Below are 21,563 nucleotides of genomic sequence, written 5' to 3' on the forward strand. Positions count from 1 at the left end.
TACTTTCACAGTCATCCGAAATCTCGTCGGAACGACACTTTCGAGAAAGAATGTATTTTCTTATCTATTCTATAATATCATTAGAAGAGTATGTACAACATAAAGGGGGATGTCTCTTGTCTTATCTTATCTTATTCGCCGCCGTCTTCTTCTTATCGACGAGCGTCTTGTTCGTCAAATGGACGTCCGCACCGGCCGAGACGGCCGCGTTTTACCGTATGCTGATCACGTGCCTGATGTTGTTGCCCTTCGTCGATTTCAAGTCGCTCCTCGGGACACGACTCATGACGCGATATGCCTTGCTCCTCAGCGGGACGTTGCTCGCGTTCCATTTTTGGCTCTGGTTTTTATCGCTCGATTATACAACCGTCGCTAGCTCGACGCTGTTCGTCACTTCGAGCCCGATTTTTGTCTTAATCGGGAACGCCTTGATTTTTAAAAAGAATCCGACCCGGAAAGGGTTAGCCTTCTCGCTCATCGCTGTCTTCGGAGGTATGCTTGTCGCGGCAGGCGACATTCAACTCGGACGTGAAGCGCTGTTCGGGGACTTGCTCGCTTTAATCGCTGCTCTGCTCATCGCCGGCTATTGGCTCGTCGGCCAACACGTCCGGACCGAGATGAACACGAATACATACTCGTTCAGCGTCTATCTCGTCGCAGCGGTCGTCCTCTGTTTCATGCTTCTCGTCCGGGGGACGACGTTCACCGCGTTCGAATCGGTCAACTGGTGGTATTTCCTCGCCCTCGCCTTCTTCCCGACGATTTTAGGACATAACTTGTTCAACTATGCGCTCGCCCGTGTCAGTGCGACCGTTGTCAGCATCACCATCCTTGGCGAGGCATTGTGGGGCATGCTTTTCGGGTTCGTCTTCTTCGACGAGCGTCTCGGCGTGATGCAATGGGTCGGTGCGGCCGTCCTGCTCGGCGGAATTTACTTGTTCCTAAAAGAAGACGCCCGTTCCACAAGAACGGACGTCGCTTCATAAATTGGTTGCTTTCGCTTCGATTTCGTCTTCTGACGGGCGGAATAAGAGCTTGCGATCCCAAACAGCCATCCCGACCGCTGTCAGGAAGGTCATCGCATCAGCGATTGGGAATGCGAGCCAGACACCGAATACGCCGAAGAAGTTCGGCAGGATGAAGACGAGTGGAATCGTATAGAGCGTCTGCCGCGACAGCGACAAGAACATCGCGACCCGGGCCTTCCCGAGCGATTGATAGATGCCGTTGACGAGCATTTGGACGCTCGGGAGGAATGAGACGGCGAACAACACATGAATCGCCGTCACGCCGCCGGCAATCAAGTTGGCGTCGGTCGTGAACATGCGCATCAGTTGTTCCGGAATCAACTGGAGCGTCAACCAGATGATGACGGCGATGGCAATTCCAGCCCGCATTGCCGTCCAAATCGTTTCCCTCATCCGGTCGAATTGTTTGGCGCCGAAATTGTAACCGACAATCGGCTGCATACCTTGGACGATACCCATAATCGGCATCCCGACGAGCGCCATGAATTTATTGATGATCGCAAAGATGGCAAGTTCCTCGGTCCCACCGTACGTTCCGAGCATGACGTTGACCCCGACGAATAAAATCGACTGGGAGACCATCATGATGAACGAAGATGAGCCGATCGCCATAATCTCCTTCAATTCGCCGAACCGTAATCGAAACTTCCGCCATTGGAAATCGAGCTCGGTGCGGCGATTTTTTGAGAAGAAGAAACGGAGCATGAGCACAGACCCGACGACTTGAGCGAGCGCCGTCGACCAAGCGGCCCCGTAAATGCCCCAGCCGAACGTGAAGATGAATAGCGGTGTCGTCACCAAGTTGACGACAACGGTCGTGAGCATCACTTTCATCTGATAAGGCGCCTGTCCTTCAGCCCGTACCATCGCGCTCGCCGCGAGTGTGAACATGAAGAACGGAGAGCTGATGAGCACGACCGATAAGTATTGTCGGCTCAGTTCCATGATGGCCGACGTCGCTCCGAACACTTTCAAGATGTCATCCAACATGAAAAAGGCGGAACTGACCGCAAAGGCGGCGAACACACCGACGAGGACGAGCACGTTCAAAAACGTGACGGCGGCACCGGCATCGTCGCCTTTGCCGAGTTTCCTTGAACTGATGGATGCCCCGCCCAACCCGACAGCGCTCGAGACGGCCATAAGAATCATTTGAATCGGAAAGGCGATCCCGATGGCAGCCACGGCAGTCGACCCGATGCCACGGGCGACGAAGATTGTATCAATGATGTTGTACAGTGCCGTCACCAGCATCCCGATCATTGCCGGTAGCGACAGTTTGAACAGCAGGCGTCCGATTGGATCGGTCCGGAGCTGCTCCGTATTCTGATTCATGCTTCCATCCCCTTTGTCGTCTATGTTAACAGGTTAGCAAGATTGGATGGAACGGTCGACTATGTTGTCTTGTCGGATGTGTCAGACCGGGCTCGGCACAGGCGTGTTCACGACGCCGGCTTTTCGCTTGCGCATGATGAAATCGGTCGCGACCGGTTGCTCGACCTTGACACGTACCGTCATCATCGCCTGGTTCGCCGTCTCGAGGCTTTCTCCCGACTCATCGTACAGCTCATCGATGCGCTGCGAGAAACGGACGAAGCCGGGACCGAAGAACTCGACTTCTTCCCCGCGCCGAAAATGGTTTCGTTGCTCGAGTGTCGCTATTTTTGTCGTCGGTTCATACGCGATGACGCGTGCCGCGAATGCATATTGCGGGATGGCGCGCGGCTTACCGAATAGTTGCTCGTTCTCGGTCGGGACGCCGTAATAGAATCCGGTCGCGAGTTCTCGTTGTGCCGCTTTCCAGATTTCTTCTTCCCACGCCGGATTAAACTCGAATCCCTCGGGGTCATTACAGTACGCGTCGATGACTTGACGATAGACGTTACAAACGGTCGCCACATAGTGAATCGATTTCATCCGTCCCTCAATTTTCAAGCTGTCGACGCCAGCGTCGACCAAGTCCGGAATGTGACGTACCATCGCCAAGTCGACCGAGCTCATCGAGAACGGTTCCTCGTCGCGTGCTGCCATCTCGTCAGTCAACAGTTCGTCCGCCTCAAAGAATCCGTACTTCCAACGGCATGACTGGGCACAGCCACCCCGGTTCGCATCGCGGAGCGCCATATGGTTCGATAAGGTGCAACGTCCCGAGTACGAGATGCACATCGCCCCATGGACGAACGTCTCGATTTCGACATCGACTTGCCGTTTCATCTCTTTGATTTCTTCCATCGATACTTCGCGGGCGAGAACGATTCGCTCCAATCCTTCCTCTTGCCAAAAGCGGAGCGTCTCATAGTTCGTCGCTGACGCCTGCGTCGACAAATGGACCGGAAGTCCCGGCGCATCCGTGAGGCATACCTCAATCATGGCCGGGTCGGACACGATGACGGCATCAATGCCGATATCGCGAAGCTTGCAAAAGAACTCGCCCGCGCCATCGATATCGCCTTCATGGGTCACCATATTCGCGGCGACATACACTTTTGCCCCGCGCGCATGGGCGAACGCGACGCCTTCGGCCATCTCGTCATACCCAAAATTGCCGGCCCGAGAGCGGAGTCCGAACTGTTGTCCCCCGATAAAGACCGCATCGGCCCCATACAAAATCGCCATCTTCAATTTTTCTAAGTTGCCGGCCGGTGCTAATAATTCTGGACGTTTTTTCATCTCAATCCCTCACTTGATCTCTTCTGGATTTCGTAACAATAGTCCCGTCCCGAGCCGGAATTGTTCCGGCTGCAGTTCGGCGAGACGCCGTTCCATGACGAGACGGTCGAATCGACCGTTCAATAAATCTGAGCGGGCCTTATCGAACAAGCGGACGATATCAACGAATGCATCACCCGCGTGCCAACCCTCGAGCTTCCACGTGTGTAGGCCGCCTGTTATTAAAGTGGGCAGTTGTCCCATAAGCGTCAAATCCTCAGAGAACACATGCGTCCCGTTTTCGTCTTCATACACCGGATAGCGGCTGTCCGCATCCGATGGTTCGCTCACATAGTATTCGCGTGCTTCTGCCAACGTGTTCGATCGGCCAATCTCATTGAAGTAGTTCGTCAAGAGCGGACGTTTCGAATGATGGATACACGTCGGTCCGTACACTTGGACTTCGACCGGCAATCCGATTTGCTGTTGAATCAGCCCGAGTTCAGTCAACGTCACTTCACGGGCCGCGATTGCCCCGATTGCATCGCGTTTGCCCCAAAATTGAATGTGTCGGGCCGACGTGACGAGCGTTTGAGCATCATACCAATAGGGGATATTTGCATTACGGATTAAGCGGATGGCGCCCGGGTCACCGGCCGTCACACTGTCAACCCCGATTGTTTTTAAAGCCGATAAATAGTCAGGCAGCGTCTCAATCTGATGATTGTGCATCAAATTATTGACGGCGACGGTCACTTCTTTGCCATAACGGTGGGCAATCGCTGTGACTTCTCGCACAGCCTCCAACGACCAGTCTCCCTTATGGCGTAACCCGTATGTTGCTTCTCCGATATAGATGCGGTCAGAGCCCGCCATAATCAGCGCTTCTGCTTGCTCGACGCCCTGTGCTGTAGTCACTAGCTGTATCATCATCTGGTTTCTTCTCCTCACTTTGTGAGTCTAATCACATATTCTTGCTATACTCTAGCATACGTTTTGACGTCGCGGCCGAGCAGGAATTTAACAACTCGTGAAGAAATCAGTAACAATGTATGACTTTTTATATCGAAGGAGTGGACGATTTTGACAAAAACAGCCTTAATTACTGGAGCCTCGACAGGAATCGGACTCGATCTTGCCGTGTTAGCGGCCCGGGATGGATTTGATTGTATCCTCGTGTCTCGCAACGAGCCTCGGTTGCACGAATTAAAAAAAGTACTGGAGAAACGTTACCGTGTCAGCGTACACGTCTTCGCCCTCGATTTGTCTGAACACCAAGCCGTAAAACGATTGACGAGTGCAATCGCCGATGCCGGACTGACGGTCGACTTTTTAATCAACAATGCCGGTTTCGGAACGGCCGGCGAGTTTATCGAGCTCGATGCCGAGACCGAGGCCGAAGAGGTCCGTTTGAACGTCAACGCCTTGACCGAATTGACGAAAGCTTATTTGCCGGGCATGGTGGAACGGAATCATGGCTATGTGTTGAACGTCGCATCGGTCGCCGCCTTCCAACCTGGTCCGTATATGGCGGTCTACTACGCGACGAAGGCCTACGTGTTATCGCTCACCGAGGCGCTCCATGCCGAAGTGAAAGGAACAGGCGTGCACGTGAGTGTCCTCTGTCCAGGTCCAACCGATACCGGATTCTTCAATCGGGCCGGCAGCGAGATGATGGTGTCAAAAATGCCTTCTCATCTCGTCGCTTTCTTCGGCTATAAAGGCGTCATGACCAACAAACGCGTCATCGTGCCGGGTGTGTCGAACCAACTGCTTGTCGCCGCGGCCAAGCTCATGCCACGCGCAGTCAGCCTTGAGATTTTGCGCCGCTTCCAAAAACCATCAGATGCTGGATCGGAAGACGTCTCGACGATTTAACCCATGTATGCACGTTAAAAAAGGAGGAGGTCCCCCGGGGGACTTCCTCCTGCTTTATGTGATTTGATTATGACCGCGCCAACTGAATCATGCGCCGGATGAGTGTTATGCCCGGAATACACACCATCAGTGTCGTCGCCACGACGACCGACCAAGCCAAGGTGCTTTCGAGGGTGAGCGCCCGTTCCGTCAGCCCGCCGAGGACGCTTCCACCTTGGACGGACAAGACGATCATGAGTGCCGGCCAAACGCTGGCCCCGAGGATACTGAGCATCCCGTAGCGCGTCCGTAGCAGCTGACGTGACATCAAAAACAGATTGAGCCCCATAAACAACAGTCCGATGAAAAGAAACCAACCGATTTCAACCAGATTGACGTATCCGCTCATGCAAGTGTCACCTCACTCGTGTGATACCTACTTGTTACCCGTCTTCCCGCACAAATATGCGAACGAACAAGTCATGCAACAAGATGAGGAAGACGGCGTTCCCGATGCCGTGGGCCACATCGAACGGTAGACTGAGCACGAGCAGTTTGACGAAGTCGGCCCCGATGACCTCCGCGAACGAAAGATTGGCCGTCCAGCCGAAGAGAAAACCGGCCCCCAGACCTACGAAAGCTAGGAGCCACCGCGAGTGACGAAGCAGTGGTTTAAGTAAAATGACGACGAGTACGACGAGAAGCCATCCTAAAAATTGAAACAAGACGAACGGACCGAGTCCGAGCAACAGTCCCGATAAAATCGGGACGAACAACGCCAGCATCGCGGCGCTCGTGAACCCGAAATACAAGGCCGTCAACATGAGCAACGCCGTCGACGGTTGCACGTTCGGGATGGCCACGAATAACCAGCGCCCGATGACGGCAAGCGCGAGAATCTGTGTCAGAACGGCGATCGGGATGTCCGTCCGCTCAAATCTTGACATGATCGCCGCCGCAATGATTAGGATGAGGACGTATGTGACCATAGCGCACTCCGTTTCCTATACTCGTCTAAATCGCCATCGAAGACAATCGTACCGTTCGACAGGCAAAGGATACGGTCCGCCGCCTGAATCAGTTGCTCATCATGTGTCGCACACAAAACATGTGCCGTCATGGCTTTCTCGGTTAACGCTCGTTCAAACTGAGAGCGCTCTTGCTCGGTCAAGCCCACGCTTGGCTCATCCAACAAGAACAGCGAAGCTTCGGAATCGAAGACGGCCTGCAGTTGAGCGACGCGACGATTCGCCGCATGCGGGAACGGGCCGTACTCTTGCTCGGCCGGTAAATAAACCGGCCGCTCTGCCCATTTAACCTTCCCATACAAGGGACGCACGCTTTTGGCAATCAATTCGAGCAACGTCGATTTCCCGCTCCCGTTCGTTCCGATACAGATGGTCAGTCCTGCCTGCTTCGCCTCGTATGACACATGCTCGACCGCATAGGAAGCCTGCAACGGATGGCGATAGGACACGTCCGTCACGATAAGTTGGGGCTGATTCATGGTCGGATTGACGTGAAACGGGTCGGATGGGGTATGTTCGCGCGCCCTGTCCGTGTATGCAATCCGAACGCCGAGCCCGGTCAACCTGCTGAGCAACATCGTCAAATGCTCGACCCGAAACCGATCCAAATGTCGAAACGGCTCGATTAAGACGATCGCCTCGGATGAATCGGCCAGGGCGTGAGCGATTCGGACGAGTTGCCGTTCCCCACTTGAGCACTCGTCGAATCGCTTATGAAATAGATGATCGATTTGAAGAATGGCAGCCAGTTCGGCTCCTCGCAGGGCGTCACTCCCAGAAATGAGTGTTGCGACTTTCCCAGCAAGCGGAGTGTCGAGGCGAACGACTCGCGCTTGTTCTTCCCTCACCCACTCCTCGAATTCATCATGTCCGTCTGCCAAGGATAACCAACGCATCGCGCACCCCTCCCTTCGTCAAATATGGATACAGAAGCCAAACGACCGGTGTGACCATACCCGCAATCGCCCCGAAACTAGCGAGGACGAGACATTGGACCCAGTCATGTCGTTCGAAGCGTCTCATCCGATTCGTCACATATACCGGCTCGAGGCGTTGGCTGTCGATGCCGACGACGACGGCCTCTTGCCAGTCACGTCGCGGATGACTGGCCAACGATAAACGGACCGCCCGTTCCATCGTCGGGACGAGCGCCCAACCGCCGTACAGCAACCTTGTCGAACGAGGCCATTTGTTCAAGAACGGCAATAAACGCTCGAGGCGCATGAATCGATTGACCCAAATCATACCGAACAAAAAAGTCGCGAGTGGAATCAATTGATTTGTGACACCACCGACCGAAATCCTCCAACCGAGAACGAACGGGGCAAGTGAAATCAATAAGAACGCGAGGATAACACCGAGCATCGCCAGTGGAAACCGTCGTTCCATCAGTAACAAACCGAACAGACCGAGGAGGAGCCAAATCGAGTCATTCAAGTATGTCAACACGTACAAATGGACGAGTAAGAAGAAAAGGAGCGTGACCGGATGTCTGCGCTCCCAATCTGCCTCATTCGAAGAAAGAAATCGCATCTTCTTCGAACCGCCATTGAATGATGTCGGTCGATTCGACTTCTTTGGCTCCGGCGCCTTCATCGCCCGGGCTACCATTGAAGGCGTAAACCCAGCCTGAGGATTGTCCGGCCGACTTCTCTTCAATCCCGTCAACGGCCGTGACATAAGTCATGTCTCCGTCGCCGACCGATTCAATGTCAAGCTCGGTCGCTTCAAGGGCATCGAGTACCGTCGCCCCTTCTTCTAAGCAGACACTCTTCTCATTGAACAGCGTCTCTTCGGTCGCCGCATTGTAAACAGAAATCGTCGGCTCGACATCACAAGCCGCTTCCTCGGTCGATGTCGTATCTCCTCCGCATGCGGTCAAAAGCGGGACAAGTAAACTCATCAGAAGCAATTTTTTCATAAATCAGTCAAATCCTCTCGTTGATGGATAGAGTAGTTGTATAGAATCGTGTATTTCTCACCCGTCGTCCGCCCTTGCTGGCTCAATCCCGACAATTGAATGCTGTTGGCGAGCACCGGCTCGCGTTGCAACCAGAACTTGACGAGGCGATTATCCCGATTGATCATGAGCATCGACTCGTTCTCGAACGTGTACATGTCGTACAGCCCATCGAATGAGAACTGGAGGAACGGGGCATCGACTTGTGTCTTGAATTCAGACCAGGCCGGTTTCCGGATCGCGTCGAGCATATGTTCAAAGTCGACGAGTTTCTCGAAGAACGCACTTCCCGAATCCTTATTCAGTTCGTCGACTTGACGATACGTCAGCTCGCCCGATTCGTCGTAGTTGATTCGAATCTGTTGATACGAATTTGCGCGTTCGACCATGAGCAAATATTCGAGCGAACGGAGTTCACCGTCCTCGCTGAAAATCATTTTGCTTCGGTCGAGTTTGATGGACTCACTGTTGATCCGGCGCAGAATGTTGTCCGTCATCTCGTCAAACGTCTCGTCTTGAATCGACACCGTTCCAATCTGTTGTGACTCGGCCCGGAATTCGGATTGATCAAAGAGTGGGACGAACAAGAGGACGATGAAGAAAAAGAATCCGACGAGCGCCCCGTACCATTTATAGCGGCTATTGCGTTTCGGGAAGAATAAGAACGACATCAGGAATCCGATTGGAATATGAAAGCCACCAATCGGGAATGAAACGATCCCGAGCAATGAGAAAAATAAAAATTTGATAAGAAAGTTTGGTTCCGGTTCTTTCAGTTGATTTAAGCGTAAACCTAGCAACGTACTGATGACGAAAAAGCCTAGCCATACGTATAGTTGTACTGTCACGTTAATCCCCCACTGTAAACTCGAAGAAGTCAGTCGCTACATGGCTGTCTGGAAACACGGTGCGCACTTCATCCACAAACGCCTCGTCTCGACCTTGATAGCGGGCCGAGATATGCGTGACAATCAAACGGCCAACTTGCGCCGTTTTTGCGAGCGTTGCCGCCTCAACTGTCGTCGAGTGGCCGTATTGACGGGCGAGTTTCGCCTCTGCTTGCATGAACGTCGCTTCATGAACGAGCACGTCGACGCCAGTGGCGAGGATGGCTGCGTTCGGACAAGGGACCGTATCGCCTAGAATCGCCACGACCGGTCCGGCAACCGTGTCAGTGACGTATTCTTTAGAGGCGTACGTTTTCCCTTCAAACTCGAACGTGTCAGACTGCTTGATCGTCCGATAAATCGGTCCGCTCGGGATGCCGAGCGCCTTCACTTTTTCGACGAGCAATGCGCCCGGTCGTTCCGGCGCTTCGATGCGGAATCCATAAGACGGAAAGCGATGTTCAAGCCGTCTGACCGTGACGATGTGCCCGTCCTGTTCGAACGTATCGCCGTCCTCGTACTCGACAATCGTCAAATCATAGCCGAGATAAGAACCGGTTACTTTCATCGTCAACTCGAGCCATTTCTTGATGCCTTTCGGTCCATACAAGGTGAGCGGGCTCGACCCGTCGAGTGCCGAGCGCGTCGACAGAAACCCGGGCAGACCGAAGACGTGATCCCCGTGAAGGTGTGTCACCCAGACGGCTGAGACTTTGCGCGGCTTGACTTTCGTATGCAACATTTGGTGCTGGGTCGCCTCGCCACAATCGATAAGCCACGTCTGTTTCGCAAGCGTAAGTGCCAACCCCGAGACGTTCCGTTGTTTCGACGGCATACCGGAGCCAGTTCCTAAAAATTGTAACTTCATAAATAATATTGTCCTTTCTTGTCGTCCATTCCATGCTATACTGTAGGCAATCGTTGAAAAAGGATGTGATCCGTGATGAAGAAAGTTGAACATTCCGACTCGATCTATCAACAGATCCGGGAACGGGCGACTTCAATGAATCGCAAACACCAACAAGAATTAGGCACCTCAATCCTCATTCACGACATAGCGATGGAACTTCACTGTTCAGACGAACTCGTTTTAGAATCGTTGGAGTTCGCCGCATAATAGCTCGAACACATAGGAAGAGCCGACATCACGTCGGCTCTTTTTCATTTCGTTTTAGGTGTCGCGACGAGCTCGACAATTTGAACGACATATTCAACCAACTTGTACAGTTCGACGAGTGGCATACGCTCGTTCGTCGTATGAATTTCTTCATATCCAACAGCAAGGTTGACGGTCGGAATCCCACCGCCGGCAATCACGTTGGCGTCAGAACCGCCGCCCGAATGCAAGATTCGAATTGGACGGCCAATCGCTGTCGCGGCTGCTTTCGCCACTTCGACGACTTCGTCCCCTTCTTCGAACTTAAAGCCTGGGTACATGATGTCGATGTCGACTTCCGCACGTCCGCCATGTTCTTCAGCTGCGTCAAGATACGCTTGTTTCATCGCTTCGGCTTGTGCTTCCATCTTTTCATGAATCAATGAACGCGCCTCGGCGAGGACTTCGACGTAGTCGCAGACGATGTTCGTGGCACGGCCGCCTTCGAAGCGTCCGATGTTTGCCGTCGTCTCATCATCGATGCGGCCTAACTTCATCTTCGCGATTGCTTTCGCCGCGATTTGAATCGCCGATACACCTTTTTCCGGGGCTACACCGGCATGAGCCGTCTTGCCATAGATTTTGGCGTTCACTTTCGCCTGAGTCGGTGCTGCGACGATAATGTCGCCGACCGGGCCATCCGAATCGAGCGCGAAGCCGAACTTCGCATCAATTTTCGAAAGATCGAGCACTTTTGCCCCGACGAGCCCAGATTCTTCTCCGACTGTGATTACGAACTGGATTTGACCGTGCGGAATCGCTTGTTCCGTCAACACGCGAACGAGTTCGATCATCGCCGTCAATCCGGTTTTATCATCCGCCCCGAGGATCGTTGTCCCATCCGTCACGACGTAACCGTCTTGAATACTTGTCTTGATCCCTTTACCTGGTGTGACCGTATCCATGTGAGCCGTGAAATAGATCGGGTCGACGTCTTGCTTCGTCGCCGGTAGCGTAATAATCAAGTTGTTACCTGAATGAGCCGTTTTCGTCGACGCATCGTCTTCATAGACGTCGCATCCGAGCTCTGTGAAGACCGCCTTTAAATGCTCACAGATGACTGCTTCTTCTTTCGTCTCTGAGTCGATCCCGACCAGTTGTAAAAATGTGTCAAGCACTCGTTTCTCGTTTACCATGAAAACATCCCTCCATCCAAACATTTCTAGGTTATTATAACAAACTCGTGCCGTTTGCACGAACCTTTTCCATTCTGTACAATGAGGACAAACACATTTGGAGGAACGTCATGAGTAAGAAACAGAAAAAGCGTCAACGCATCATTCAAATCGGTGTCGTCGTCATCGTATCCATCTTTTTATTGAGCACGTTTTTGTCCGGGGTGGCCATGTTCCTGTAACAGCAGGATATACCGCTCTTTTAAAATCAAGTAGCTCTTCACGTCCGACAAAATATTTAATAACGATGAACGTACCTCAAATTCCTCACGCGACGTGGGGAGGGGTACGTTTTTTCGATAATGCTCAATCGTCTCTTCGAGCTCCCGTAGGAACGTCGAAGCGTCGGCCCGTTGGTTGACGTTGTCGCCGACGCGCCGAAGGAACGTCGCGACCGGTTTGGCCTCATTGACGACCATCGTGATCTCCCGTGAGTTCTCGGCGATGCGCTTCAAGATGTCATATTGCCGCTCCCGCATTCGGAAGTACAGGTAATCCATGTCCTCGTTCCGCTTCCCAATCGAGTTCCCCATGCGACGGAGCGCGAGGTCTTTCCCTTGTTTCAAATAATCCCGCGTCTTCAAGAGCATCATCGAATGGTCGTTATAGACGCCCGTCTCGACACAGGCGGCCACATCATAAAAGTGAACGGCGAGGGCCCGGTCGATATTGTCTTTGATGCGCTCGATCTCTTTATCAAGTGTCGGCATATACATGTTGACGACGAGTCCGACCCCGACGCCGATGGCGATCAATAACAGCTCGTTCACGAACAAATCGAGCGAGAACTGCCCTTCCGTATATAGATGGGTCAAGATGACGACACTCGTGATCATGCCGTCCTGCAGTTTGAGCTGTTGAACGAGCGGGATGAACATGACAAAATAAAGTGTGAGCGTCGCCGGTGAATAACCGAGCAAGGTGAACATCAATGCCCCCATGCCGATTGCAATCAGGCTGGCCATGACCCGCTCATAGGAAGCCCGAAACGACTTTTTCCGTGTCTCCTGAATACTGAGGATGGCGATGATGGCTGCGAAGACGTAGTAATCGAGATGAATCGTCTCGGAGATGAGCATGGCGATCCCGGCTGCCGCCGCAGTCTTGAGCGTGCGTGATCCGATTTTCATAAATATCTCCTCCTCTCTCACAAAATTGTTCACTAGTTTGTTCCGTTTGGCAATCCATATGTTTGGAAGTGATCGTATTGAAAAGAAAAAAACGTGGCGTGATTCCCACGCTGCTCACGCTCGCCCTCGCCGTTTTAGGTTTCCTTTGGCTCCAAGACCGTCCGAGCGGCTCGTATACCGTTCAGACCTATGACAGCGGGGACGTCTCGACCCGATCATTTGAGTCACTCGACGAGGCGCGGGACTATATGGAACGTGGGGGCAACCGGGCCCTGCTCGATGCGTCAGGCGACGTCATCGACTTCATAGGTACCGGTATCGCCGTCACCCCGACCGACCGAATCACGAACTTGTATCAAGACGCCGAGTTTAAGAAACGGCAGTCGTATGTCGCCGGCGGGACCCGCCTCCGTCTCGTGCAGACGGCCGACAAGCATTTGTTGGTGAACATTTCCGGCGCCGACGTCTACGTGAAGCCGGCCGACATGACGCTTTATCCGGACGCCGTCGTCGAGCGTCGCGGCTTCTATCAGATGCGGGACGGACAAGTGTTCCATACCGTCGAGGCGAACGGCAACTTGGCCGGGACGTTCCTCGTCGGACCGGCGCCGCAACAGTCGTCCGACCGCTATTATACGGAGGACGTGCGCGACGTGTTCGATTCGCCATACCAGTTCGCCTCGATCGCGTCGAAGGCACCGTATTCGGCTCGCGAGCTCGACGCCTTCCTCGGCTCACTCGACGACAGCCCGCTCGCTGGTAAAGGCGACGCCTTCAAAGATGCCGAGGCAGAGTTCGGCATCAACGCCTTGTTCCTCATGGCCGTCGCCGGACACGAGTCCGGATTCGGTACGTCAGCCATCGCCCGGGAAAAGAATAACTTGTTCGGCTTCCAGGCGACCGACAACGACCCGAGCGGAAATGCGGCCTCCTATCCGTCTGTCGAGGCGAGCATCGATGCGGCGGCTCGTTTATTCGCCGAAAAGTACGTGACGGGCGCCTATGACCGAGGACCGTTCCCTGGCAATAAACAAGAAGGCGTCAACGTCAATTACGCCTCGGACCCGTATTGGGGCGAGAAAGTCGCCGGGACGATGTATCGCATCGACCGTGAACTCGGATTGACCTATTTAGAGCAGTTGAAGTGATGGCCCAACGGCCGTCACTTTTTTTGCAGGAATCCCCCCTTCGCTGAGCGAATACATAAACTGAACGACCATTCATTTCAAAGGGGGATTTGTATGAAAACGATTTGGATCACAGGTGGCTCATCGGGGATGGGCAAGGCGATGGCGCTAAAATTCAAGACCGAGGGCTGGAACGTCGCCATCAGCGGCCGCAACGAGGAGCGGCTACAAGAAGCGATGGGCGAACTGGAGACCATCGGGGCCGGAGCGGCGATAGCCGTGCAACACGATGTGCGTGACTATGAGGGGTGTGCCGTTGCGCTCGATCAAATCATTGAACGGTTCGGTCCAGTGCACGCGCTCGTTAACAACGCGGCCGGTAATTTCGTCTGCCCGACGCTCGACTTGACGCCGAACGGATGGACGAGCGTCATCGACATCGTCTTGAACGGGACGTTCAACTGCACCCACGTGCTCGGCAAGCATTGGGAACGGGAGCAACTGCGTGACGGCTCCATCATCAACATGGTCGCGTCGTATGCCTGGCAAGCGGGCGCCGGTGTCGCACCGAGCGCGGCCGCCAAGGCCGGTGTGCTCAATTTGACGCGAACGCTCGCCGTCGAATGGGGATATCAGTTTGGGGCGCGTGTGAACGCGATTAGCCCGGGGCCAATCGAGCGGACAGGTGGAGCCGACAAACTAGCCGTCCACGTCAAAGAAGTCGAGCGCATCCGCCGCAATGTGCCGCTCGGACGGTTCGGGACACCGGAAGAGATTGCCGACCTCGCCTTTTGGATGGCGTCGGACGAGATGCGCTATTTGAACGGGGAATGCATTTCCCTCGACGGTGGCCATTGGCTAAATAAACATCCGTTCTAACCAAAAAACGGCCGAGGGATTCCTCGGCCGTTTCATATGTCTTGCCCTGTCCATTCCGCTTCGAACCGTTCCAAAAAAGTAACCATGAACGCGTTGCGGTCCCGGGCGATTCGTCTCGCCCGTTCCGTATGCATTTGATTCGCGAGCCGGAGCAACTTCTCCTCGAAATGAGCGATCGCGCTTTTCGAGTCACCCTCGCCGTGGAGGCTATTGCCACGTGCGCCGGCAAATTGGAACGTCCGGGCGATGCCGATTGCCCCAATCGCGTCGAGCCGGTCGGCGTCTTGCAGCATCGCGCTCTCACGTGACGACGGGGACCGTCCTTTTGAAAAGGACGACTCTTCAATCATCGTCAGGACGTGAGCCCGTTGTTCGGGGTCGATCGGTAACGTGTCAAGGTGACGTGCGACGAGACCTTTATCACGTCCAAGCTTCTCATCCTCGACATCATGCAAGAGCGCCGCGAGCGTCAAAGCGAGACCGTCGACCGCTTCGCCTTCCGCGAGATGCGTCGTCAAACGGCGCACGCGGTCGAGATGGGCCATATCATGGCCGGTATGGTCTCCGGCATGCAGCTTCGCCACGTACCGTTCGGTCTCGAGCACCGCTGGATGCATCATCAAATCTCAATCGTCGTGTTCGGCTCAATCAAGAGACCACGTTGGTGCAATTGATCGCAGAACGCCCGTGCGTCTTGTTTGATGGGCGGGAACGTATCAAAATGGATTGGGACGACTCGTTTCGCTTGGAGCCAGTGCGCCGCATCGAGTGCGTCGACCGGTCCCATCGTGAAGTTATCCCCGATCGGGAGGAAGGCGACGTCAATCTCGAAGCGTTCGCCGTACAGTTTCATATCCGAAAATAGCGCCGTGTCCCCGGCGTGGTACACCGTGAGTGCGTTCGTCTCGATGATGAACCCGCCCGGCATTCCCATATAAACCGGGATGTCGCCCATGTCGAGACTCGAGCTATGGAACGCCTGCGTCATCGTGACGCGGCCGAACGCGAACGAATGGCCGCCCCCGATGTTCATGCCGTGGACCGAAAAACCCTTCTTCTCATAATATGTCGCCAGCTCGTGTGTCGCGACGATCGTTGCGCCCGTCTGTTTCGCAATCAATTCGACGTCTTCGATATGGTCAAAATGGGCGTGGGTGAGCAAGATATAGTCTGCTTTGACACTCGCCGGGTCGACGTCCGTATGCGGATTGCTCGTCAGGAACGGATCGATTAAGACGGATGTCCCGTCGATATCGAGTTGCACGGTCGCGTGGCCATAGTAGGTGATCTTCATAGAAATCCTCCCTTTCTGGTGTCAGATGGATCGTTTCAGTTATAAGACTTTTTCTAAGAAGCGTTTTGCGCGGTCGGTCTGCGGATTGAGGAGCAGGTCGGCCGGTTTGCCTTCCTCCATCAAGATGCCTTCGTCGAGGAAGAGGACGCGGTCTGCCACTTCACGGGCGAAGCCCATCTCGTGCGTGACGACGACCATCGTCATCCCAGACTCGGCGAGCCCTTTCATGACATCGAGCACTTCGTTGACCATCTCTGGGTCGAGCGCTGACGTCGGCTCATCGAACAACATGACGTTCGGCTCCATCGCGAGCGCCCGGGCGATCGCGACACGTTGTTTTTGTCCACCCGACAGTTGACTCGGATAGGCGTCGATTTTCTCGGACAATCCGACCCGTTCGAGGAGCTTTTTCGCCCGTTCGATCGCCTCGGCCTTGCTCACTTTCAAGACGTTGATCGGCGCGTATGTCAAATTGTCGAGCACGCTCATATGCGGGAACAAGTTGAACTGTTGGAACACCATCCCGATATTTTGGCGTGCCTTCGAGACGTTCGCCCCTTTTTTCGTGAGCTCATAGCCGGCGACGCTGACCGTTCCAGACGTCGGCACCTCGAGCATGTTCAAGCAACGGAGGAACGTCGATTTCCCCGAACCGGACGGACCGATGACGGCGACGACCTCCCCTTTCTCAATCGATGTCGTAATGCCTTTGAGGACCTCGAGGTCACCAAATTGTTTGTATAAATCGTTTACTTGTATCATCTGCCATCACTCTTTCTAAGCCGTTTTTCTAGACGTTGACCAAGATACGTCAACACCATCACTATTGTAAAGTATATCACACCGGCAAACAGGAGCGGTTCAAAGTAGATCGCCTTTTGCCCACCGACGATTTGCGCCCGGCGCATGATGTCGAGCACACCGACCGTCGAGACGAGCGCCGATTCTTTCGTGAGCGTGATCATCTCGTTGACGAGGGCCGGCAAGATGTTTTTGAACGCCTGCGGCAAGATGATTGATCGCAGTTGTTTGACGTACGGGACGCCAAGGGCATCCGACGCTTCCCACTGGCCTTTATCGACCGCTTGAATCCCGGCCCGAATGATTTCCGAGATATACGCCGCCGAGTTGAGTGAGAAGGCGATGACGGCCGATTGGTATGGCGTCGTGATATATCCGGTCAACTGCGGCAATCCGAAGTGGATGATCGCGAGTTGCAAGATGAGCGGGGTTCCGCGGAACACGGCCGTATAGGCGTGCCCGATGAAGTTGACGAGACGGTTTGGGACGATTTTGAATGTGGCGACGACGACGCCAAGCGTAATCCCGAACAAGGCCGAGACGAGCACGACTTGGAACATGACGGGAATCCCTTCGAGAATATACGGGATAGAATCATAAATCCGACTAAAATCCATTGTGAGTTCCTCCTAAAAAAGGCTGACTGATGCTTTCAGTCAGCCTTCTACAATCTTTATTCAGCTGGTGCAGCTTCTTGTTCGAACCATTTTTGAGCCAACTTCTCGATTTCTCCTGAATCGATCATCTTGTTCAACTCTTCATTGAACTGATCACGGAGCTCGTCGTCCTTACGGAAGGCAGCGGCTGAACCGGCCTCTTCCTCGTCGACGATTTCAAACGTCGTGAGTTCGCTGTCTTGATCGAGATATTTCTTCGCGACCGTGTCCTCGATGACCATCGCATCGATGCGGCCGGTCTTGATTTCTTGAATAATCTCTGGAATCTTGTTCAAGGCGACGATTTCAGCACCCGGGATTTGCTCTTTGGCAATCCCTTCTTGAATCGATCCGAGTTGGACCCCGACTTGTTTCCCGTCCAAGTCCTCAAGCGACTGGATGGCATCCCCTTTTGACAAAATCAAGTTCTTCGCCGTGAAGTAGATGTCTGAGAAATCGGCGTTCTCTTTCCGTTCTTCTGTCGGTGTCATACCCGCCATGACGAAATCGACACGACCGGCGTTGAGCGCCCCGAGCAGGCTCCCGAAGTCCATGTCTTCAATTTTCAATTCGTAGCCCATGTTCTCGGCCACTTGCTTGGCGATATCGATATCGAATCCGACAATCTCATCCCCGTTCGCCGTATCGACGAATTCATATGGGAAGTAGTCCGCACTCGTCCCCATGACGATGACTTTGTCATCTTCATCGGTCGATGTCGAACCTCCTTCGTTCACGTCTGCCCCACAGGCTACAGTAAAAGCGGCTAGGCTTGCGATACATAATGCTAGAAAACTTTTTTTCATGTTCATCGTCCCTTTCTTCAATAGGATGAAATTATCAGAACTTTAACAAAATTATGACATATATGTGAATGTTGCTCAACTGTTCTCTGACTCATCATATGTCCGACTTGTTCTTCAACCACTATATACACATAATTATTACTTGTAAAGTATATTCATGCATAAAATCTAAAAAAAAATACGGTCACATTCGCTCGTAAGCAAAATAAGTGACCGTACCATTGTCCCGAGAGCCGTAGGGCTGCACTCGTTTGACCGAAGCGATGGGAATGGCGCTATACACGTGGGGATAGCGTTCCCCGTCCTCGTCAAACTCATAGTGGAGCAGGCTGCCGAGACGTCCGACATGGAACGAGACGAGCACGACTCGCTCCCCATGATAATGTCGACGCACGAATTTCCCGATCTGTTGCGGGGTGCAACAACGAATGTACCCTTCCGTTTGGAGGGTCGGCTCGTTGATCTCGCCGCGCGACAAAGCAATCGTATATTCGGCCTCGCTCATGATTTTGACGACTGGTTCCATCTCATCGATCCCTTCTTAAGGAAAAGCGCAAAGGCAATGCCTCTGCGCTCACTTCTTAGGCGTAGTAAATATCGAACAACGTCTGTAACTGCTCGACGAGCTCTTCGGCCGTCGATGACTCGATTGTGCTCCGTTCGACCATCGTGACGATATTGCCGTCTTCTAACAGCGCGATCGATGGTGACGACGGGGCGTAACCTTCGAAGTATTCACGGGCGCGGTCAGTCGCTTCACGGTCTTGACCCGCGAACACAGTCACGAACTGGTCCGGTTTGACGCCTTCCATCTTATTCACGTACGCTGCTGCCGGACGAGCGATGCCACCGGCACAGCCACATACCGAGTTGACGAGCACGAGCGTTTTGCCTTCTTTCGTTAACGCCGCGTCGACTTCTTCCGGTGTCGTGAGTTCTGTGTACCCTGCAGAGCGTACCTCATTGCGAGCTTGTTCGACTACATCTTGAAAGTATAGTTGAAAATCCATATTGTTTCCCCTTTCGACTTGCGTCTGTTCTTTCTTATTTTACGTCTAGTGGATCGGTTAGGACAAGTCTATCGCTCAATTGTCCTTCGAGGAACGGTGTCGCGTTCAACAGCGTCTTGAAGGCCACATAGCGGCCCCGCGCTTCAGCGGTCGCTTCCCGGTTCGTCAAATAGGCCCGGATGAGGATGTTCTTCGGCGTGTGCTCCATATCGATGAACTCGAGGAGTTGCGCCTCATAGCCGACGAGTCCAAGTAATTCGGCCCGAATCGAATCGGTGGCGAGCGCCGCGAACCGTTCTTTGACGAGTCCATGCTGCAACATGACGTCAAGGCTCGGTGCCTCAAGTTGACGGTTCAATTCTTTTTGACAACACGGCACGCTCAAGATGACTTTCGCCCCCCAACGCACGGCCCGAGCGAGCGCCATATCCGTTGCGACGTCGCACGCATGAAGTGTGACGACCATATCGACCGCCGTCTCCCCTTCGAACTCATTGATGTCACCGACGAGGAACTCGAGACGTTCATACCCGAGGTCGCGCGCAATCCCGGCACATTCCTCGATGACTTCTTTCTTCAAATCGAGCCCGGTGATATGGACGTCATAGCCTTTCATCTCATGCAAGAAGTGATAGAGGGCGAACGTCAAATACGACTTCCCGGAGCCGAAATCGAGAATCCGGATGGTCCGGTCGGTCGGTAAATGTTTGATCGAGTCTTCGATAAATTCGAGGAAGCGGTTGATTTGCTTGAACTTGTCATACTTTTGGCGTTTCACTTTCCCATCCTCGGACTGGACGCCGAGTCGGATGAGGAACGGTACCGGCTCATCGAGCGGCAACAGGTACTGCTTCTCGCGGTTATGACTCAGCTTCACTTGTTTGACGGCCGTCTCGCGCTCCTTGAACGTCACTTTGAACTTTTTAGACAGTTGAAAGTGGAACTCGGACGCCTTCAACTGGAACTGTCCTTGGCGGAACGTCTCGAGCAATTCATCGAGTTCGATGACCGCCTCGTCCGGTGTGAGATTTTTATGTTTCATTACCCGTTCAAATTGGTATTCGAATTGTATATGGTACTCGCCTTTCAACAGGACCGGCTTCAATTTGACCCGGCGTAAATCGTTCGACTTTTGACGCGGTTGACTGATTGTCGCTGTGACGAGCTCGTTCTGGCGAATCACATCAGCCAGCCGTTCGGTTAATGCTGTATATTCCACTGCGTTCATCCTTTTTTCAATAGTTTCGAAACTTTTGTTCACGTGTATTCGTACATACTATTACACGAACACGTGCAAACGTCAAAGGAGGATCATTGTATGTTCAAAAAGTTATTATCATCGATTGGAATCGGCGCCGCGACGGTGGATACGCGACTCGAAGAGAGTGCCTGTGTGCCAGGCGGGACACTGAATGGTGTCGTCCATATCAAGGGCGGTAGCACCGAGCAATCGGTCGACCGGATTTACATCTTCTTCAACACGCTCTATAAGCATGAGGTGAACGACAAGACGACGTATTCGACGTTCACGATCGAGAAGATTTTGTTGAACGAAGCGCCGTTCATGATCGGTCCCGAAGAAGTGAAGGAAATCCCGTTCACGATTGACGTGCCGTTCAACACGCCGATTTCGGTCAGCCAATCGAAATCGTGGATCGAGACCGGTCTCGATATCGCCCAGGCCGTCGACCCGAAAGACGAGGACTCGATTCTCGTCAAACCGAACCAGGCCCAGCAGGTCGTCCTCGACGTGCTCGACGACATCGGCTTCCGCTTGAAGAAGGCCGATACGGAGATGCTTCCGGCCCGCCATCGTTCCGGCCGTCTCCCGATTGCCCAAGAGCTCGAATACTCGCCGAACGGGACGAGCTACGGACGTAAACTCGATGAGCTCGAAGTCGTCATGCTCCAAACAGAATCGTCGTTAGACTTATTGATTCAAGTCGACAAGAGCGTCCACAATCTCGGCAGCCTGTTCGCCGACTTGACCGGGACCGACGAATCGACACACCGCCTCAGCTACACGAACGCCGAGCTCACTTCGCCCGAACGCATCCGCCGCGATATCGAAGCGTTGATTGAACGTTCCATCTGAACCATGTTGCCACGGACAATTCCGT

26 protein-coding genes are annotated in these 21,563 nt (G+C 53.5%); 6 read left to right on the top strand and 20 right to left on the bottom strand.

All coding sequences use genetic code 11. The annotated features are described in order from the left end of the window. Positions 1-116 precede the first annotated feature (116 nt). On the top strand, positions 117-986 hold the full coding sequence (locus M467_RS28670; protein WP_021067659.1) for a DMT family transporter: 870 nt from the start codon (positions 117-119) through the stop codon (positions 984-986). Here M467_RS28670 and M467_RS28675 read toward each other — a convergent pair. From M467_RS28675 to M467_RS28685, 3 genes are all read right to left on the bottom strand, one after another. Further along, positions 981-2,363 carry an MATE family efflux transporter gene (locus M467_RS28675; protein ID WP_021067660.1) on the bottom strand — a complete coding sequence of 461 codons (1,383 nt, stop codon included), beginning with the start codon at positions 2,361-2,363 and terminating at the stop codon, positions 981-983. The genes M467_RS28670 and M467_RS28675 overlap by 6 nt on opposite strands. A gap of 81 nt (positions 2,364-2,444) precedes the next feature. Further along, positions 2,445-3,698, bottom strand: a complete 1,254-nt coding sequence (locus M467_RS28680) for a peptidase U32 family protein (protein ID WP_021067661.1) — start codon at positions 3,696-3,698, stop codon at positions 2,445-2,447. A gap of 9 nt (positions 3,699-3,707) precedes the next feature. Beyond that, entirely contained in the window at positions 3,708-4,610 is a 903-nt protein-coding gene (locus tag M467_RS28685) for a peptidase U32 family protein (protein ID WP_021067662.1), read from the bottom strand. A 150-nt stretch (positions 4,611-4,760) separates the two neighbouring features. On the opposite strand from M467_RS28685, the gene M467_RS28690 reads away from it, so the two are divergent. Then, a complete protein-coding gene (locus M467_RS28690) occupies positions 4,761-5,555 on the top strand; it encodes an SDR family NAD(P)-dependent oxidoreductase (protein WP_021067663.1) in 795 nt (264 codons plus the stop codon). A 67-nt stretch (positions 5,556-5,622) separates the two neighbouring features. Here M467_RS28690 and M467_RS28695 read toward each other — a convergent pair whose 3' ends face one another. From M467_RS28695 to rnz, 7 genes are read right to left on the bottom strand one after another with little or no spacing between them, the layout of a single operon-like run. Continuing rightward, entirely contained in the window at positions 5,623-5,943 is a 321-nt protein-coding gene (locus M467_RS28695; RefSeq protein WP_021067664.1) for a hypothetical protein, read from the bottom strand. Between the two features lie 34 nt (positions 5,944-5,977). Next, positions 5,978-6,523 carry a hypothetical protein gene (locus M467_RS28700; RefSeq protein WP_021067665.1) on the bottom strand — a complete coding sequence of 182 codons (546 nt, stop codon included), beginning with the start codon at positions 6,521-6,523 and terminating at the stop codon, positions 5,978-5,980. Then, positions 6,499-7,458 carry an ATP-binding cassette domain-containing protein gene (locus M467_RS28705; protein ID WP_021067666.1) on the bottom strand — a complete coding sequence of 320 codons (960 nt, stop codon included), beginning with the start codon at positions 7,456-7,458 and terminating at the stop codon, positions 6,499-6,501. The genes M467_RS28700 and M467_RS28705 overlap by 25 nt, the downstream gene beginning before the upstream one ends. Next, on the bottom strand, positions 7,427-8,095 hold the full coding sequence (locus M467_RS28710; protein ID WP_021067667.1) for a hypothetical protein: 669 nt from the start codon (positions 8,093-8,095) through the stop codon (positions 7,427-7,429). Before M467_RS28710 ends, M467_RS28705 begins: the two co-directional genes overlap by 32 nt. After that, entirely contained in the window at positions 8,073-8,483 is a 411-nt protein-coding gene (locus M467_RS28715; protein ID WP_021067668.1) for a DUF4430 domain-containing protein, read from the bottom strand. Before M467_RS28715 ends, M467_RS28710 begins: the two co-directional genes overlap by 23 nt. Further along, positions 8,480-9,370 (bottom strand): hypothetical protein, encoded by an 891-nt coding sequence (locus M467_RS28720; RefSeq protein WP_021067669.1) that lies wholly within the window; start codon positions 9,368-9,370, stop codon positions 8,480-8,482. Before M467_RS28720 ends, M467_RS28715 begins: the two co-directional genes overlap by 4 nt. Before the next feature lies 1 nt (position 9,371). Beyond that, complete coding sequence (gene rnz / locus M467_RS28725) at positions 9,372-10,277, bottom strand: ribonuclease Z (protein ID WP_031200286.1); 906 nt, start codon at positions 10,275-10,277, stop codon at positions 9,372-9,374. Between the two features lie 75 nt (positions 10,278-10,352). Here rnz and M467_RS31810 point away from each other — a divergent pair, with 75 nt between their 5' ends. Next, positions 10,353-10,526 (top strand): hypothetical protein, encoded by a 174-nt coding sequence (locus M467_RS31810; RefSeq protein ID WP_021067671.1) that lies wholly within the window; start codon positions 10,353-10,355, stop codon positions 10,524-10,526. Between the two features lie 44 nt (positions 10,527-10,570). Here the strand turns inward: M467_RS31810 and M467_RS28730 are convergent, their stop codons facing one another. Beyond that, positions 10,571-11,701, bottom strand: coding sequence for a M20/M25/M40 family metallo-hydrolase (locus tag M467_RS28730; protein ID WP_021067672.1), 1,131 nt, complete (start codon positions 11,699-11,701; stop codon positions 10,571-10,573). 179 nt (positions 11,702-11,880) lie between these two features. Further along, on the bottom strand, positions 11,881-12,870 hold the full coding sequence (locus tag M467_RS28735) for an aromatic acid exporter family protein (RefSeq protein ID WP_021067673.1): 990 nt from the start codon (positions 12,868-12,870) through the stop codon (positions 11,881-11,883). 68 nt (positions 12,871-12,938) lie between these two features. On the opposite strand from M467_RS28735, the gene M467_RS28740 reads away from it, so the two are divergent. Both M467_RS28740 and fadH read left to right on the top strand, forming a co-directional pair. Then, positions 12,939-14,018 carry an N-acetylglucosaminidase gene (locus tag M467_RS28740; protein ID WP_235045193.1) on the top strand — a complete coding sequence of 360 codons (1,080 nt, stop codon included), beginning with the start codon at positions 12,939-12,941 and terminating at the stop codon, positions 14,016-14,018. A 93-nt stretch (positions 14,019-14,111) separates the two neighbouring features. Continuing rightward, a complete protein-coding gene (fadH, locus tag M467_RS28745) occupies positions 14,112-14,876 on the top strand; it encodes a 2,4-dienoyl-CoA reductase (protein WP_021067675.1) in 765 nt (254 codons plus the stop codon). 32 nt (positions 14,877-14,908) lie between these two features. Here fadH and M467_RS28750 read toward each other — a convergent pair whose 3' ends face one another. From M467_RS28750 to M467_RS28785, 8 genes are all read right to left on the bottom strand, one after another. After that, on the bottom strand, positions 14,909-15,496 hold the full coding sequence (locus M467_RS28750; RefSeq protein WP_031200288.1) for an HD domain-containing protein: 588 nt from the start codon (positions 15,494-15,496) through the stop codon (positions 14,909-14,911). Then, positions 15,496-16,170 carry a metal-dependent hydrolase gene (locus M467_RS28755; RefSeq protein ID WP_021067677.1) on the bottom strand — a complete coding sequence of 225 codons (675 nt, stop codon included), beginning with the start codon at positions 16,168-16,170 and terminating at the stop codon, positions 15,496-15,498. Before M467_RS28755 ends, M467_RS28750 begins: the two co-directional genes overlap by 1 nt. 39 nt (positions 16,171-16,209) lie before the next feature. Beyond that, complete coding sequence (locus tag M467_RS28760) at positions 16,210-16,932, bottom strand: amino acid ABC transporter ATP-binding protein (protein WP_021067678.1); 723 nt, start codon at positions 16,930-16,932, stop codon at positions 16,210-16,212. After that, positions 16,929-17,588, bottom strand: a complete 660-nt coding sequence (locus M467_RS28765; RefSeq protein ID WP_021067679.1) for an amino acid ABC transporter permease — start codon at positions 17,586-17,588, stop codon at positions 16,929-16,931. Before M467_RS28765 ends, M467_RS28760 begins: the two co-directional genes overlap by 4 nt. Positions 17,589-17,644: 56 nt before the next feature. Beyond that, on the bottom strand, positions 17,645-18,433 hold the full coding sequence (locus M467_RS28770; RefSeq protein WP_031200291.1) for a transporter substrate-binding domain-containing protein: 789 nt from the start codon (positions 18,431-18,433) through the stop codon (positions 17,645-17,647). A 184-nt stretch (positions 18,434-18,617) separates the two neighbouring features. After that, positions 18,618-18,959 carry a DUF952 domain-containing protein gene (locus tag M467_RS28775; protein ID WP_021067681.1) on the bottom strand — a complete coding sequence of 114 codons (342 nt, stop codon included), beginning with the start codon at positions 18,957-18,959 and terminating at the stop codon, positions 18,618-18,620. Positions 18,960-19,014: 55 nt separating this feature from the next. Further along, positions 19,015-19,443 carry a BrxA/BrxB family bacilliredoxin gene (locus M467_RS28780; protein WP_021067682.1) on the bottom strand — a complete coding sequence of 143 codons (429 nt, stop codon included), beginning with the start codon at positions 19,441-19,443 and terminating at the stop codon, positions 19,015-19,017. 34 nt (positions 19,444-19,477) lie between these two features. Then, positions 19,478-20,662, bottom strand: coding sequence for a class I SAM-dependent methyltransferase (locus M467_RS28785; protein WP_021067683.1), 1,185 nt, complete (start codon positions 20,660-20,662; stop codon positions 19,478-19,480). Between the two features lie 99 nt (positions 20,663-20,761). Between M467_RS28785 and M467_RS28790 the strand changes: the two genes are divergently transcribed. Continuing rightward, on the top strand, positions 20,762-21,538 hold the full coding sequence (locus tag M467_RS28790; RefSeq protein WP_021067684.1) for a sporulation protein: 777 nt from the start codon (positions 20,762-20,764) through the stop codon (positions 21,536-21,538). Positions 21,539-21,563: the final 25 nt, after the last annotated feature.

Source organism: Exiguobacterium chiriqhucha RW-2 (assembly GCF_000416965.1).
In the GTDB taxonomy this organism is placed as follows: Bacteria; Bacillota; Bacilli; order Exiguobacteriales; family Exiguobacteriaceae; genus Exiguobacterium; species Exiguobacterium chiriqhucha.